This is a genomic window from Acinetobacter sp. V102_4, assembly GCF_031799005.1.
GTDB classification, from domain to species: Bacteria; Pseudomonadota; Gammaproteobacteria; order Pseudomonadales; family Moraxellaceae; genus Acinetobacter; species Acinetobacter calcoaceticus.
Genome location: NZ_JAVQNR010000051.1, coordinates 30,610 through 44,239, shown reverse-complemented (window position 1 = coordinate 44,239; position 13,630 = coordinate 30,610). Strand labels below are relative to the sequence as shown.

The 13,630-nt window shown below is 38.9% G+C and carries 15 protein-coding genes and 1 pseudogene; 2 read left to right on the top strand and 14 right to left on the bottom strand.

The window, feature by feature from the left end; translation table 11 throughout:
* Nucleotides 1-36: 36 nt before the first annotated feature.
* The 4 genes and pseudogenes from RMB13_RS16065 to RMB13_RS16050 all read right to left on the bottom strand — a co-directional run bounded on the left by RMB13_RS16065 (nt 37) and on the right by RMB13_RS16050 (nt 2,579).
* Nucleotides 37-756, bottom strand: coding sequence for a helix-turn-helix transcriptional regulator (locus RMB13_RS16065; protein WP_311085759.1), 720 nt, complete (start codon nt 754-756; stop codon nt 37-39).
* 252 nt (nt 757-1,008) lie between these two features.
* Nucleotides 1,009-1,347: a hypothetical protein gene (locus tag RMB13_RS16060; protein ID WP_311085758.1), complete on the bottom strand. Its 339-nt coding sequence runs from the start codon at nt 1,345-1,347 to the stop codon at nt 1,009-1,011.
* Between the two features lie 243 nt (nt 1,348-1,590).
* Nucleotides 1,591-1,794 (bottom strand): annotated as a pseudogene (locus tag RMB13_RS16055) (DUF4236 domain-containing protein); the annotation flags it as partial.
* A gap of 260 nt (nt 1,795-2,054) precedes the next feature.
* A complete protein-coding gene (locus tag RMB13_RS16050) occupies nt 2,055-2,579 on the bottom strand; it encodes a DUF4468 domain-containing protein (RefSeq protein WP_311085757.1) in 525 nt (174 codons plus the stop codon).
* Nucleotides 2,580-2,797: 218 nt separating this feature from the next.
* On the opposite strand from RMB13_RS16050, the gene RMB13_RS16045 reads away from it, so the two are divergent.
* Nucleotides 2,798-3,013: a hypothetical protein gene (locus tag RMB13_RS16045; RefSeq protein ID WP_311085756.1), complete on the top strand. Its 216-nt coding sequence runs from the start codon at nt 2,798-2,800 to the stop codon at nt 3,011-3,013.
* Between the two features lie 195 nt (nt 3,014-3,208).
* Here RMB13_RS16045 and RMB13_RS16040 read toward each other — a convergent pair whose 3' ends face one another.
* The 6 genes from RMB13_RS16040 to RMB13_RS16015 all read right to left on the bottom strand — a co-directional run bounded on the left by RMB13_RS16040 (nt 3,209) and on the right by RMB13_RS16015 (nt 9,169).
* A complete protein-coding gene (locus RMB13_RS16040) occupies nt 3,209-3,331 on the bottom strand; it encodes a hypothetical protein (protein ID WP_311085754.1) in 123 nt (40 codons plus the stop codon).
* Nucleotides 3,332-3,493: 162 nt separating this feature from the next.
* Nucleotides 3,494-4,888, bottom strand: a complete 1,395-nt coding sequence (locus RMB13_RS16035; RefSeq protein ID WP_311085753.1) for a methylenetetrahydrofolate reductase C-terminal domain-containing protein — start codon at nt 4,886-4,888, stop codon at nt 3,494-3,496.
* A gap of 72 nt (nt 4,889-4,960) precedes the next feature.
* Nucleotides 4,961-5,728, bottom strand: coding sequence for an NrtR DNA-binding winged helix domain-containing protein (locus RMB13_RS16030; RefSeq protein ID WP_311085752.1), 768 nt, complete (start codon nt 5,726-5,728; stop codon nt 4,961-4,963).
* Nucleotides 5,729-5,788: 60 nt separating this feature from the next.
* The gene (locus RMB13_RS16025; RefSeq protein WP_311085751.1) at nt 5,789-7,282 is read right to left on the bottom strand and encodes a nicotinate phosphoribosyltransferase; all 1,494 of its coding nucleotides are present in this window, start codon (nt 7,280-7,282) and stop codon (nt 5,789-5,791) included.
* Nucleotides 7,283-7,293: 11 nt separating this feature from the next.
* Nucleotides 7,294-8,178 carry a phosphoribosyltransferase family protein gene (locus RMB13_RS16020; RefSeq protein WP_311085750.1) on the bottom strand — a complete coding sequence of 295 codons (885 nt, stop codon included), beginning with the start codon at nt 8,176-8,178 and terminating at the stop codon, nt 7,294-7,296.
* A 181-nt stretch (nt 8,179-8,359) separates the two neighbouring features.
* Nucleotides 8,360-9,169 carry a sulfite exporter TauE/SafE family protein gene (locus RMB13_RS16015; RefSeq protein ID WP_311085749.1) on the bottom strand — a complete coding sequence of 270 codons (810 nt, stop codon included), beginning with the start codon at nt 9,167-9,169 and terminating at the stop codon, nt 8,360-8,362.
* A gap of 98 nt (nt 9,170-9,267) precedes the next feature.
* On the opposite strand from RMB13_RS16015, the gene RMB13_RS16010 reads away from it, so the two are divergent.
* A complete protein-coding gene (locus RMB13_RS16010) occupies nt 9,268-10,056 on the top strand; it encodes a helix-turn-helix transcriptional regulator (protein WP_311085748.1) in 789 nt (262 codons plus the stop codon).
* Here RMB13_RS16010 and RMB13_RS16005 read toward each other — a convergent pair.
* From RMB13_RS16005 to RMB13_RS15990, 4 genes are read right to left on the bottom strand one after another with little or no spacing between them, the layout of a single operon-like run.
* Entirely contained in the window at nt 10,051-10,539 is a 489-nt protein-coding gene (locus tag RMB13_RS16005) for a GNAT family N-acetyltransferase (RefSeq protein ID WP_311085747.1), read from the bottom strand. The genes RMB13_RS16010 and RMB13_RS16005 overlap by 6 nt on opposite strands.
* Before the next feature lie 5 nt (nt 10,540-10,544).
* Nucleotides 10,545-11,309 carry an ABC transporter ATP-binding protein gene (locus RMB13_RS16000; protein WP_032070722.1) on the bottom strand — a complete coding sequence of 255 codons (765 nt, stop codon included), beginning with the start codon at nt 11,307-11,309 and terminating at the stop codon, nt 10,545-10,547.
* Nucleotides 11,306-12,316 (bottom strand): iron ABC transporter permease, encoded by a 1,011-nt coding sequence (locus RMB13_RS15995; RefSeq protein ID WP_107879858.1) that lies wholly within the window; start codon nt 12,314-12,316, stop codon nt 11,306-11,308. Before RMB13_RS15995 ends, RMB13_RS16000 begins: the two co-directional genes overlap by 4 nt.
* Nucleotides 12,317-12,318: 2 nt before the next feature.
* The gene (locus RMB13_RS15990; protein WP_311085746.1) at nt 12,319-13,338 is read right to left on the bottom strand and encodes an ABC transporter substrate-binding protein; all 1,020 of its coding nucleotides are present in this window, start codon (nt 13,336-13,338) and stop codon (nt 12,319-12,321) included.
* Between the last annotated feature and the right edge of the window lie 292 nt (nt 13,339-13,630).

Genomic DNA, 13,630 nt, shown 5'->3' with positions numbered 1-13,630 from the left:
CATTCATTCGTATCCTCAAAATTGAGGATTGCTTTTTTAATGTTGAATGAGTAAAGCCATTTCAGTGCGATTATTACAGCCTATTTTTCTCATAGAGTTATTCAGATGAGTTCTTAATGTGGTAAAGCTTATATCAAGTAAATTTGCCACATGTTTATCACTTAAACCTTTAGATACCAAATGAACCACTTCTTGTTCACGTGGAGTCAGGCCGTATTGTGTTGATAAATCTGCTGGTAAAGCTTGGGTAAAATAAGGTTCAAGTAGATTTAATATTCTTTTTTCACGCTCACCAAACATGTCGGCGTCTTGGGCACGCCAAATGCGCAAATCACCAATATCCATACCATTTCGGACAAAATAAATATTTATGCCGTGATACAAACCATAGCCTCTCAAAAACTCATTGTAATAGCTGGTTTTTTTAAGGTCTGCAAGAGGCATGACTTCATTGACGAAGGTCGGTTTCTGGAGTTTATGAAGTTGTGCAGTAATTGGATCAGCAAATTGCCAAATGTGATCATAGTCCTCCATCGCTTTAGGATCGATGTTCCATATCACACCTTCTCTCGATAAGTTATGTGTTGAATCCCAAATATAAGACGCGGCAAAATCAGCCCGCAACAAGATGGCAATATCTGCAATGATATTTTCACGTAAATTATATTTCCCTTTTCCTGAGCCAAGTTTCCATAATATTTCAGAAAACAAGGTGAACTCAGATGGGCTTAAATCCTTTTCCAAAAGTGCAGTCATAGTCTGCCTATTTAACGAAATCCATCGAATTTTAAGAAAAATGGAGCTTATGCTCTTCTATAACACATCCATAGAAAATTTAAAGAGTTTGTACAATAACGAATTTGAAAGTATAGAAATAAAATCACTTGATGAAGAAAAAAAGAACTTTTAATAAGATATGTAAATATAAAAAAGCACCCTAGGGTGCTTTTAAAAATTCTTTTTATTATCAATAAAATTGAGGATTTAAAGTTTAGCTTTTACTAAATTTTATTTCTTACAGACAAAATGAGCTAGGTCACTTTTACTTGAGCCTTCTACTAAATCAAACCACTTAGTAGGATTAATTTTTATAGCTTTTATTGATCCCTCACCAGTTCCAATTTCACGCATTTTCATAGTCTTACAGTTTGTCTCCAATCGAGTGTAATCTATAGTTTCTACACCAATGCGTTTGTGAAGTGTAATCATAATATCGCCTTGTTTTTTCTTCTCTATTAAATAATATTTTCCTTTATCACCTTGAACACTTCTTGGAATAAGAGTATCTGCATTTGCAAAATTAGAAATTATCAAACCCAACACTGTAGTAAAAATAATCTTTTTCATAAATTAACTCATTATTAATAATTAGCTGTTTCAATCTGCCATAACAATCAATAAAACAAATACCATCCAAATAAAGCTTATCCACCGAGCTGAACTGGAATAGCCAGATCTTAAAGTAAACCATGCAAAGATGTACGGTATCCAAAAGATTCCAAAACCGAGCAGAAATGAAACACTTCGGTTTGGTGGCATTTGAGAAGTCGAAGTATCAATAAATGGTTGCTGTTGGTAGCTATTTAATTGAGGTGGTGCTTTTTTCTTATGGGAACTAAAACTACTATATGACAAGCCTGTTCTAGGAATCCCCACTGTAGTTCGTGTTCCTTTCTTACTAAGATTTACACGAGCGCCCTTGCCACCGATAGAAACGCTAGAGATTCCTTTTTTGCCAATATTGAGTCGTACACCAGGTGCGATTTTAAAACTCTTTCTAAAGTTAAAGCCCATAGCCAAACCTATCTAGTGCAAATTTTCTTGGAACCACTTATTGAGCCATCCTTACAGACGAATTTACTACCATCACAGTGACTAATCCCACCTTTACTGCCAGAACAAGGTTGGCGGCCTTTACCAGCTTCTGTAATACTGATAGAACCTAGAACTAATAAAATACTCATAATAATTTTTTTCATATTCTTGCCCTTTATTTTATTATTTAACTATTAATATCTAATAATGAAAGCACCTAGAGGGTGCTTTCATTCACTTTACCAATCTGCATTAACTTTTTGCTGAGTTTTTATTTTTTCAGCCATGCTATCTGCTGATTGATTTAATTCATTCAAAATAATTTTTGCTGAAGGTGCTGTTTCTATAATAGGACGATTACTTTCCTGAATTCTTACTGTGCCACTCATGTGGGATGGTTGATAATGAGTTAAGTTATCGTAACTAACTCTCATTTTTCCATCTTTAGTATCAACACGTACTGTAAAATCAACCCGATCATTTGGGGTTGCAGTCATACAATCAGCAAATCCACCACAACGATAGGCCATATTACCCTTACCAATAATAGAGCCTGTTGATTTATCTTCATATTGGATTACTGCATTTGCTGAACGAAAAGCTGTTGCAAACCATTGACGTGCACCATCATATACTTGAGTTTGCTTCAAATTATCCATGGTATAAACTTTTTCAAATTTAATAGGTTCTGAAGGCTGTTGAGGCGTAGTTGCACAACCCGACATACCCAAAACTAAAACTGAGCTTATTAAAAGTTTTTTCATGTACTTTCCAACATTATTATTAAGTACACCTACTGTAACAAACTGGTTACTAATTATCACATATGAAAATAAGTAGTAACCTTAAGAAATATTTAATTTAAAAACTTGTTTATGGAATCAAAATTTCATGCTTACTACCTCTTTTAATAAAAAAATTTTAATAACAATTTGCAGTTTTTTTAATTGTAGGGTGCGCTGCAAATTCAGGTATTGTTCCTATGGGAAATAATACTTATATGGTCTCCCGACAAGCTGCTACTGGGTTTAGTGGAATGGGAACACTTAAAGCAGAGGCATTGAAGGAAGCATATCAAGAATGCCAAAAAACAAATAAATTCGTTAATGTCTTAGAAACTATTGATGCAAAACCACCCTATATTTTGGGTAACTTTCCTAAAACTGAAATCAGATTTAAATGTATAAATGAAGAATAAATTGAGCCATAAGGGAAGAGTTTACCTTTTTTGGACCTCAATTGTTTCACGGGAAGGTAAAGAGATTGCCAGAACCAAATTTGCAGCTTGTGGATGTAGAGCTTTAACTAGGATATACCACAGTAATTTCAGATACAGTGGATAGTCGGGCTTTTTAAACACTAAAACCCACTCATTGAGTGGGTTTTTTTATTACTAACCGTTTTGTTTGAGGTGATCTTGGAACTCTTGGTCGTGTATTTTGTCGTAATTAACAGGGTCGTAAACGCATCCAGTCAAAACAACAATTACAGTAAGTACAGCAACCAACTTTTTCATTGAGACAGCTTTCCTTTTAACGCAAAAGATTTGCTTTAAGTATACTCCTACGTGATCATTTTGATTGAACATAATTAAGGCAAGTAATTGTTATTTTTAAATTATTGCCGTACTTTAGCATATCAATTAATTTTGAAATCAAATCAAGGGGTAATATAAAACTTAAGCCTCAGTCGCTAAATACCAATTTTTCCAAGAACTGGTTCCTCTCGTTTCAATCGCTACTGTAGGAATGAGTTTTTCTTTTAAGACATCTGTTTGTTCAACTGCTTTTGCAAGTCTTGCTTTGACTGAATGAATACACTCACGGTCACCAAATTCACAGCGGTCTAAAGTTGTTCCACCACAAGGGCCGTTGGCTAAACCTTTTGGACACGTTTCAGGGCAAATATATAAAGTATCGCTTAAGCGACACTGACCACAGCTTTCACAGCCCACTAGGCTATGTTTACTCAGTACTTCGGTTTTAAGTAATGCTTTGGCAACCAAAGAGTTTTCCCAAAAAGATGCTTTAAAAATAAAGCGTCCAAGCCCTTTAGCAATTTTTGATTCAAACAGTGCCTCATGCATCACATGTAGTTGGCGATATTTAATTAATTGTTTAGATGTAGGCTGGCGAGAAAAACGAGCAATTTCAGGCGCAAACTCTTTGCCTGTCGTGACTTGCCAAAGTGAATTCCAAAGCTTTTCTAAAGCATCTAGCTTAAGGTGTCTGTATTGCTCGATATAGCTTTCAAGCAGCATTTGCTCTTCTGGCTTATGGCAAGCAGATAAATGAATCCCTGCAAATCCTAAATGTTTACATATTAAAATCTGTAAAGCACAGCGTAAATAAACTCGGTCTGTATTTCCTGCTTGTTTTTCTTCTGCCAAGACTTTTAGCATGTGCGGGGTGATTACAATACCCGCGACTTTATGCTTCACCATAAAATTGGCACGGCCCAAAGTCAGTGGCATGACACAAGCCAGTATTTGCTGCGAATAAGCATGCTGCGTTAAAAATGATTTAGCTTGTTTTAAGGCTTCAATGTCATAGCCCAATTGGGTAATGATAAAGTCAGCGCCTGCTTTAATTTTCTTATGCAGTTTTAAATACTGTGCGTCACGCTCAGCCTCAACATATTTAAATGGGTTAAAAGCAACTCCAATACGAAAACCGCCATGTTGCTTAGCAGCCATTACGGCATTTACCGACTCTAGGTATCGACTACGAGGCTGCCCATCTCGCCCATTATGATGCTCTTTAAGTTTATCGCCTGTAAGCAATAACAAGTTTTGAATATTAGCTGCTTGCGCTTGCTCTAAAAAGTGCTCAAAGTCTTGTATGTCCCGGGCCTTACCCGAAAAGTGTAAGACTTTATCGATTGTGTCAGGGTAACTTTTGCTGGCCTCAAGCGGCGCGATATCATGATCTGAATGTACGCGATCTGCCAATGTCATTGCAGCCGGATATCCTACAAACTCATGTTTCACAGGATAAATTTCATGCAGTGAAGTGAGATATTCCACCAACACAAAAAACTGGTTTTGCTGGAAGCAGGGAGAAACGTGTGACATAGGCAAAGTGCTGATCAAAACATGACATCAATCATAAGCGCGGCATTATAAATCAAAGCGCATCAATATGCGCTAGTCAGAAAGCTCAATGTTTTGCTTGTCTTCACCCTCTTTAATTCTTGGTAATTCGAGTGAACGTGGGAATATAAAATCAAAAGAATCGAGTGCATAACGGTAAAGCTGAGCTGGTCGTTTGCCCACAATTTTACTGTGGTTGGTTTCTTCAACTGCGCCAGCTTCTATCATACGGCGTCTAAACGCTTTTTTATCTAAAGATTGCCCAAGAATAATTTCATAAATGCTTTGTAGCTCGGTCAGTGTAAATAATTCAGGCATGAGACTAGCTGGCAATGCGGTATAGCGAGTTTTATTGGTTAAACGCTCTAATGCCAAACTGAGTAATTCATTGTGATCAAAAGCCAATGCTAAATCTTGTGCTTTTGCTACAGGCACCCATTCACTGTATTCAGCCAACTCTTGATGTTGATAGGCATTAAAATCGATTAAAGCAAAATACAAAATGGTCACAGCCCAACCACGCGGGTCACGTTTCGCATTGCCGACAGAAGCAACTTGTTCCAAGTAAGGTGATGCAATCCCTGTTTTCTCGACTAGCTTACGGTAAGCCGTTGCCATCAAGTCTTGATCATGGGTTAAATCGGCAAAACCGCCCGGTAAAGCCCATTGGTCTTTAGCTGGAAAGTTTGGTCGCTTAATGAGTAATACCTGCAACTGACCATTAAATACCGAGAAAATAGCCATATCGACAGTGAGTAAAGGTGCGTCATAATCTCGGCGATCATAACTGGCAAGGAATTCTTGTTCAGTTTGAATAGTCACGTTCAGTCTCTCAATGAAAACGATGAGTCGCCCACTATGTAACAACTCATCTAAGCTCAGTTATGCGATGGATAAACGTTCGCGAATTTGATTCAAAGTACACTCATATTGAAGTTTACCATTTTCAAAGACTGTTTTTAGTGCTCCGCCTTGTTCTTGTTCGGCTGTTTGCTCATCAAACAAGGTAAAACCAGTTTCACTTTCTTCGATGCGTAATAGACCTTTAGCAGATTTTTTTACACCTGAGTCAGTGATCGGGTCTTTAAACAGCTCTCGGCCTACGCCATTCACCTGTCCCCAAGTTGCTTTCACAGCAAATCCAAAGGTATCGCGAGTTAAGTAGTTATAGGTAAAACTGCCTATACCAAACACCAAGTTGTTTGAAGCGAAACCTTTGGTTTCAAGTCCTTCTAAAATGCGCTGTGCACGGTCTAAGGTAATCGAGTCACCGTAAATTAAACCGACACGTTCATTCAGAACTTTATAGCCTTGGTCGGTTGTTGTACCGCCAAACACTTCCCATAAGCATTCAACCGCGCCTTTGTAGGCTGGGCTGCCGACTTCGGCATCTGGATCACCACAAATAATTTTGACAGGGTCGCCAGAGTCTGGACGGAAAACCAATTTAGCCAAGCCTAAAGCATTCGGTTGTCTTGCCAGAATTTCAGGTTTTAAAGCCACCGTAAACTCTGTAATCACTCGCCAAAAATCCCAAGTATCAGACACAATGCTAACAACACCAGACGGATAAAGCTCACAGATTAAACGCTTAAATGTTTCTAGCTCACTGTCTTCTGTGCCCATACACATCACACTGTGTTCGGTCGCTGGTACAGAAACCCCAATCACACCTGTTGCATTGTAATATTCTTCTGCGTAGTCAATTGAAGCAACCGAGTCTGTTCCAATAAAACTAGTTAAGTGCCCAACACCAGATTGAGCAGCATCATAAATTCCACTCATGCCACGGCTACTAAAATCGTGTCCTTGCACAGGTACAAAATCGAGTGGTGCGCCAGTTTTTAAGGCATATTGAGTTAATAAGCGTTTGTACTCGTAGGCAATAGTGGCGGTTGTACAGCTTTTCCAAAGCTCAGCACTTAACACAGTTTCAATATAGTTAGTTAACCAAAAGAAACGCGGGTCGGTATTAATTACGGTGAGCACGGGTACACGCATATTGACACGGCTACCCTCTGGCAATGCTTTAATGCGTAATGGTAAATAACCCAAGTCATGTAACGCTTCAATATGATCAACGGGTACAGCACCTTCACCTAATGATGTATCCATGCGGCGTTTATAAGCAGCTACCACTTTGTCTTTAGGTTGTTGGAAAAAGCCTTCATTCCACGTATCTATCAAAAAGTGTTTGATAAAACCCTGAAGACCAAAGAATACAACTTTATCATCGAAGTCAGGCAGCATTTTAGCAAGTCGAGATGAACGCGGCGTAAAGTTGGCATATACGTACTCTGTACCTACTGGATACTGACGTCTGTGATCAGCTTTATAAAAATCGATAGCGTTTAATGGATTAAGTTTAATAGTCATCTTTATTCTCTTTATTTTGCTGCAAAAGCAATTACTGAAATTTTGTCTGTGGGTTGTTGTGGAAAGCTGTCTGAAGTAAACAGTTGGTCTAGCAGCCCATCAAAAACCTCTAATCCTTTACTAAAAATACCGTGGGTCACATATAGAACGACCTTATTGCAATTGAGGCGACGGAGTTCTTTGGCAATGCCAATAAAGGTTGCACCGCCATCGCAAATGTCATCGGTGATTACCGCAGTCAGCCCTGATAAATCAGTCGCATGTACATGTGTACCTAAAATTTTGCCAGTCACTGGGTCGCGTTTTTTATCACACTGAACAATAGTGATTGGTTGTTTACGCTCAAAATTAAAAGCGTCTGCAACCATTTGTGTACGTGCTTTTGCACCTTTGTCTGGGCAAATCAGTATTGTTTTTTCATCTTTTAATAATGCACTCAGCGCTTCACTCTTTGCGATGATGTCGACTGAACTGATATTTACAACTTCGCTAAAAGAAGCATTGGCAGCGAGTAATGCTGTTGTTACTTCACTATGGCAGTCCCATACAGTTACTTTGCCTTGTTTGCCGGCTTTTTTGTCTGTATTGATGTTAAGTAGCTTCGTCATCACATCGAGTGAGAATGCTTGGCCTACTGCACAAATACGGTCCTGACGTGCGTATGGAAAATACGGAATTTCTAGGTCAACGGTTAAACCCTGATTCAGCAATATGTTTTCAAGTAATAAGTAGTCCATCACATCGTGACTTGTGGTCATTTGTGCACGAACCAATACCGTGCCAGATAGTAAACCTAAGGTTGCCTCATCAATTTGAACATGACGCTCTCCACCAGAAAACTGCGTAAATTTCACTGGAATTTCATTTCTTGCCGCATCTAAAAGCTGGATAGCCATATCATCCTCTTTTTGTCTGATGACCTTCGATGAATATATAGTGGCATAAAGCCACTATATATTTCAAGTCTAATTTTCAAACTTTTTTTAAAGCCATTTAAGACATGAAATTTGCAGTTTTAGAGCGATTAGAAATTCGTTTTTTAATAAAAATTATTATTCAAGCTGTTGAAATAAATATTTAATTTACAAAAATCATGACAAGTAGAACCATGATTAAAAGTAGCGGATATAATTTTGCCCGCCATAAATCTGGTAGTTTTGAAATAAATTTTTCTGAAAAATACAGTCCGATCCATGTTCCCACAACCAAGAATAATGCAGCTTCAAACCAGATTAAACCGATAAATCCATTGGATGCCCAGGTCGATTGCCAAACTGACAATACACAATAGGTCAGCGTTGCTGATAAAGACAAAGGCAGCGTGAGAATGTTTGCAATAGCCGCGGCCTCTGCCATAGAACTCCCCCGTCGCCGTAATAAAGGAACTGTCATTACGCTTCCCCCTACACCTAAAAGAGCTGCAACCCAACCAATAACTCCACCTTTAATGAGTTCACTGTTTTGAGCATAGTTTTGCTTTTGCGCTGATGCCACCATAAATCCTGGTCGGTAATAACAATCAAGAATCGTAACAAACACATAACCCATAAATATCCAGCGAAGCCAGTTTCCATTAAACAATGAGGCCATTACCGCACCAACAACTCCACCTAGTGCAATACCACTCCATAAAAAATGGATCTTTTGCCAATCTATATGTCCCGAACGATAGTGTCGAAAAGTTGCAAAACTTGCCGAGCAGAGCATGACAAACGCTGATGTCGCAACTGCAATTTGCATAGCATGTATGCCAACACTGCTTTCATTACCCCACTTTTGAAGAATGACGGTGTAAAGCAAAGGCACAGCAACAAAACCACCGCCAAAGCCAAATAACCAAGTGGTTACGCCCGAAAGTAGTCCAAATAAAAATAGCTCATATAGCATCGTTATCTTCCTCACGTTTATAGAGGCATGATATAAAATAGCCATGTGGCAAACTAAAGTAGAAAAGCCATCTTTTTATTTATTTCAGCCAAAAATATATGCGTAATATTCCAATTAACGATGTAGATCATCTACCACAAGCAGTTCTAGCATTAGGATCAGATTATCCTGCTGATACCTTGTTAGATACGCATAGCCATCGCCGTGCTCAGTTCTTATATGCACCCGAAGGCCTCATGAAAGTTGAAACTGAAGATGGTCAATGGCTCGTCTTGCCCTACAGCGGTGTATGGATACCTGCAGGCAAACCACATCGAGTATGGTTATCTAAAGTCAGCACTTATAGTTTGTATATAGAAATGAGTAATGCCCCAAGACAGGCAAAATACTGCGAAGTCGTGCAAGTGTCGTCGTTACTTCATCAACTTCTCATTCAGGCAAATCAGCTACCTGTTGACTACCAGCCTTTAGAACGTGATGGCGCTCTTATCGATTTATTGTTATATGAATTAGAAGCTGCACCAGCCCTACCTCTATTTATTCCGCTACCTCACAACACATTACTATCTAAACAGTGTGCTGAGTTTATGAAACACCCCGATATTCATAGCAGCCCTAAAGACTGGGCACATGACAACAATAAAAGTGAACGAACTTTTTATCGCTGGTTTAAGTCTGAAACTGGTATGTCCTTTCAGGCATGGCGTAATCGGGTCTGCATCATCTATGCTTTAAATGCCTTAAAAGAAAATATCTCAATTACTGAAATTGCCTTTAGTTTGGGCTATGAACACTCGGCAGCTTTTACAGCAATGTTCAGTAAAATTATGGGCTATCCGCCTACCCATTTTCTAAAAAGATTTCATACTCAGAATGAAACGCTATAAAGATTTACTCATGTGAATGGTGTCATACGTCTCGATCCATTCTCGCTTAATAACCTCAAAGCCTTGTAACCGCCAAAACTCTTCAGCCGCAGGTAAAAATGGATGAGTGTGCAAATACAAAGTGGCAATTCCATTCTTTTTTGCATGGCTAAACAACATGTTGCATAGCTGAGTTGCAATGCCATTACGGCGGTATTCAGGCAATACAAATAACTTAACCACTTCAGCCGTATTGGACGGCAAATTTAGATCAAAACGATGGTCATACGCCCGATATGCAATGGTGCCAATAATACGGTTTTTATCTTTTACCGTAATAAAGCAACCTAATGGATCATTGACATAATATTGCCCAAAATTTTTTAAATCTTTGGGAACTTGCCCATGATAGATTTCTGGGAATAAAAGCTGTCTAGTATAAATTGCAAACTCTACCGCAGATGCATAGTCTGATTTGTCGGCTAGCTGATAGTGAAGTGTCATATTTTTTACAGCCAAGAATGATCAGGGATAACAATGGTTTTGTCTTGAATCATGGCTTCATGGAACTCGACATCATAGACACTTTTTAAAAACTTCGGATCGGTGATTCGTGTTTTAGACTCAGGCTTAACTACTTCGTGTTGGCGCATAAAAAACAGATGATCTGCAAATAAAAAAGCTAAATTGGGATCATGCATAATCGCAATCACCGTAAAATTTTGCCGCGACAACTGACGCAATTTTTTCATTAAATAAGACTGATAATAAACATCAAGATGGTTAGTTGGCTCATCCAGTAAAATGACTTTCGGCGCTTGCACTAAAATACGCGCAATCATGACCAATTGCCTTTCACCACCCGATAGCTCCGTATAAGGACGATCACGCAAATGCTCGATGTCTAAATCAAGCAAGGCTTGGTCAACACGTTCCCAATCTGACTTTGAAGGACGATATCGGCTAAAAGCCGAGCGGCCAGTAATCACGACATCTTTAACCAAAAATGGAAATACGGTTTTGTGAAATTGCGGTAAAAAGCCAAGTAATGCAGCCCGATCTTTACCTTTAAAGTCCGATAATGGCTTTCCAGAGTAACGGATCAATCCATCTTTTACGGGTTCTAAGCCAGCCATCAACTTAAAAAGTGTCGATTTCCCACAACCATTGCGCCCTAAAATGACGGAAAACTGATTTTCAGGAAACTCCAGATGAATATTTTTGAGGACCTGTTTGTGCCCATAGGCATAATTTAACTGATCAATTTGAATCATGCCCAATGAGTCCTCTGTGTTTTCATTAATAATAAGAAAAATGGCGCACCAAGTAGCATGGTAAAAATACCAATCGGTATTTCAAACGTAAGTAAAACCCGAGAAAAGTTATCAATCATGAGTAGAAAACTACCGCCCAACACCATATTGGCAGGAATGCTATATCGATGATCTGGCCCCACTAACATTCTCACAATATGCGGCATAAACAGCCCATATAGACTAATAATGCCCGCCGCAGCCACAGACGTTGATGTACATACAGTCACCAGAGCAATTAAAAGAAGCTGTTCCCACCGAGGGTTAACACCCACAGCCTGCGCTTCTTCAGCACCAAGTGCCATTAAGTTTAGTCGCCAACGCATAGCAAATAATCCAGCAAGCCCAATACAAATCGGTAGCACAGCATATTGAACCTTTTGCCAAGAAGCTTGATGCAAGTTGCCCATGGTCCATTGCACAATGGCTTGCAATTTAAATGGATCACTTAAATATTGAATCACAGTGAGGCCTGCCAAAAATAGCCCAGAAACAATCATGCCCGATAAAATTACCATCACTAAAGACGTCTGGCTTTCATGTTTTTGATGAGCAAATAAATACGTTAAGGCAACGGCGCACACACCAAAAATAAAGGCGGATAAATTGGGTGAAAGCCAACTTAAAGAAAGTGCCAAGGCCGCACCAAATGCCGCACCAGATGAAATACCGAGCACATAAGAGTCAACTAAGGGGTTACGAAATAATGCCTGCAAGCCATTACCCGCTGTTGCCAATGCAGCCCCCACCATAAAGGTCAGTAAAATTCTAGGTAGCCTGACATTCACAAGAATATTTTGCATCAGTCTAAATTGTTCAGCATCAAAATATGGTGTACCAAAGACTGCTTGCACACCCCACCGCAAATAGTCCCATGCACTCAATGTTTGAGTTGGCCCTATGAGCAACGAGATAAAAATCATGACGAACGGTAACGGGTAAAACCAATAATATTTCAGCTTTTCCATATTCATTGCACCAATGCTTTCGCAAGGTGCTCACCATACAACTTGGTTAAAATACGCTGTTGTAAAGCACTTACAGGTAAATCGGACTGTTCAGGATAAATACTGTGATTCAAATAAATCGCCGTAATAATAATTTTGATGGTATGCGGGTTATATATAAATGCGGGACTCAAATTAAAGACCTTTCGGTTTTGTACAGCGCTTAAGCCTTGTAATTCTTTTCGTTCATAAATCAGTTTTGGGTTGGTATTCCAAAGCACAATATTGTCAGGGTTCCACTCAATTAATGTCTCGGGGTTTACATTAGGTTGATTTGCAGTGGTCTGAACAATGTTGTAAGCCCCTGCAAGTTCAATAAAATCATTGGTAATCGACTGACGTCCAGAGGTAGAAAAAATACGCCCTCCTGACCACGCATAGTAAATCGATTGCTTATTTGGCTGACGTGCAGTTTTGGCTGCAACCTCCGCCACAATTTCATCCGAAAAACTTAAAATTTCTTGAGCACGCTTTTGAGCACCACTAAGCACAGCGATTTCAGATAGCTCTTCTTTCACTTGCTGGTAGGTACTGGACTCCATCACATATACAGCAATGCCAAACTGCCTTAACAGCTCAATTGTTTGGGTTTGTCCACTCCCCAAAATTACCAGATCAGGTTTTAACAAAACGAGACTTTCAATATTAGTGGCATTCGCCCCTTGCGAAGGTGCAGCAAGCTCTCTATTGGCAATGCGTTGATCTATTTTTGAATAGGCATGAAACAATAAAGGTTGAATGTATACTTCAGCTGGTATACCAATCACTTTATGACCTTGCCCTAACATGTAGAGACCATCTAAACCCGACTCAAACAAAGACACAATTCTTTGGGCTGGTTTGGCTACACAGACTTTTGTATTTGTACTATCAAACACACATATTGAATGGACCTCTAACTTTTCTTGAGCTTTTCCACTTTGTTCAGATGAAGAACATCCACATAGAATGAGTAAAGTGAGTAATGAAGCTAATAACTTCATTACGGCATACCTTGCACAAATACAGTGCATAATAAAAAGATGTGCCTATTTAGTGCATTTTTCATGTGAAAAACACACCATAAGAGAGCAAGACGGTTTGAATCATAAGCTGTGAAGTTATCAAATAAAGTTTGGTAGACAAGATCTTAAATACTAAGCAAAAAAAGCGCCAAATTCACCAAGTAATAAAAACTATCTAATTATTAGTCTAAACACTCTGCCTAAGCGCCATTCAAATAATTTAATAGCGGTTACAGCTCGATCAACATTAAGAGAAATAAGTCGTTATAAT

Bases quoted from the DNA above. Each gene is read 5' to 3' on its own strand.
- RMB13_RS16065 (WP_311085759.1), bottom strand. From the start codon at position 756: ATGACTGCACTTTTGGAAAAGGATTTAAGCCCATCTGAGTTCACCTTG.
- RMB13_RS16060 (WP_311085758.1), bottom strand. From the start codon at position 1,347: ATGAAAAAGATTATTTTTACTACAGTGTTGGGTTTGATAATTTCTAAT.
- RMB13_RS16050 (WP_311085757.1), bottom strand. From the start codon at position 2,579: ATGAAAAAACTTTTAATAAGCTCAGTTTTAGTTTTGGGTATGTCGGGT.
- RMB13_RS16045 (WP_311085756.1), top strand. From the start codon at position 2,798: ATGGGAAATAATACTTATATGGTCTCCCGACAAGCTGCTACTGGGTTT.
- RMB13_RS16040 (WP_311085754.1), bottom strand. From the start codon at position 3,331: ATGAAAAAGTTGGTTGCTGTACTTACTGTAATTGTTGTTTTGACTGGA.
- RMB13_RS16035 (WP_311085753.1), bottom strand. From the start codon at position 4,888: ATGTCACACGTTTCTCCCTGCTTCCAGCAAAACCAGTTTTTTGTGTTG.
- RMB13_RS16025 (WP_311085751.1), bottom strand. From the start codon at position 7,282: ATGACTATTAAACTTAATCCATTAAACGCTATCGATTTTTATAAAGCT.
- RMB13_RS16020 (WP_311085750.1), bottom strand. From the start codon at position 8,178: ATGGCTATCCAGCTTTTAGATGCGGCAAGAAATGAAATTCCAGTGAAA.
- RMB13_RS16015 (WP_311085749.1), bottom strand. From the start codon at position 9,169: ATGCTATATGAGCTATTTTTATTTGGACTACTTTCGGGCGTAACCACT.
- RMB13_RS16010 (WP_311085748.1), top strand. From the start codon at position 9,268: ATGCGTAATATTCCAATTAACGATGTAGATCATCTACCACAAGCAGTT.
- RMB13_RS16005 (WP_311085747.1), bottom strand. From the start codon at position 10,539: ATGACACTTCACTATCAGCTAGCCGACAAATCAGACTATGCATCTGCG.
- RMB13_RS16000 (WP_032070722.1), bottom strand. From the start codon at position 11,309: ATGATTCAAATTGATCAGTTAAATTATGCCTATGGGCACAAACAGGTC.
- RMB13_RS15995 (WP_107879858.1), bottom strand. From the start codon at position 12,316: ATGGAAAAGCTGAAATATTATTGGTTTTACCCGTTACCGTTCGTCATG.
- RMB13_RS15990 (WP_311085746.1), bottom strand. From the start codon at position 13,338: ATGAAGTTATTAGCTTCATTACTCACTTTACTCATTCTATGTGGATGT.